The 587-nt window shown below is 62.9% G+C and carries 1 protein-coding gene; it reads left to right on the top strand.

Annotated features, from left to right (window positions below):
* Positions 1-54 precede the first annotated feature (54 nt).
* Positions 55-587: IS1634 family transposase (locus ACYOEI_RS41100; protein WP_462856478.1), on the top strand; the 533-nt coding region annotated here is incomplete at its 3' end.

The raw sequence follows: 587 nt of genomic DNA, 5'->3' as shown, positions 1-587 counted from the left end.
CCCGAACTCTTGGCCCATCTCAACGACGATCGCATCGGACGTTCCCTCGACCGATTGTTTGACTGCGATCTCGAGTCCCTGGTCCTACTCGTCGTCACTCATGCCGTACGCGAGTTCGGCGTCTCCTTGGACGAGTTGCACAACGACTCGACGACCATTACGTTCCACGGCGCCTACACCGAGGCCGTCGCCGATGCGAAGATGCGGGGCCGAACGACTCCGGCAATCACCTGGGGGCACAACAAGGACCACCGACCCGACCTGAAGCAACTCCTCTACATCCTGACGGTGGCCCGCGATGGTGCGATCCCCGTCCAGTTCCGGGTCCAGAGTGGCAATGTGACCGACGACACGACCCATCGCGCCACCTGGGATCTGCTCTGTCGCTTGACAGGGACGCGTGACTTCCTCTACGTCGCCGACTGCAAACTGGCCACCGCCGAGAACATGGCCTACCTGCACCAGCACGGCGGCCGATTCCTCAGCGTCCTACCTCGGACGCGGGCCGAAGATCGTGAATTCCGTCAGACCGTGGCTCGAGACGGCGTCCGCTGGCGACCGATCCACGACAAGCTCGATGATGACGG

This window comes from Singulisphaera rosea (assembly GCF_054877945.1).
This window is presented reverse-complemented; position numbering and strand designations above follow the sequence as displayed.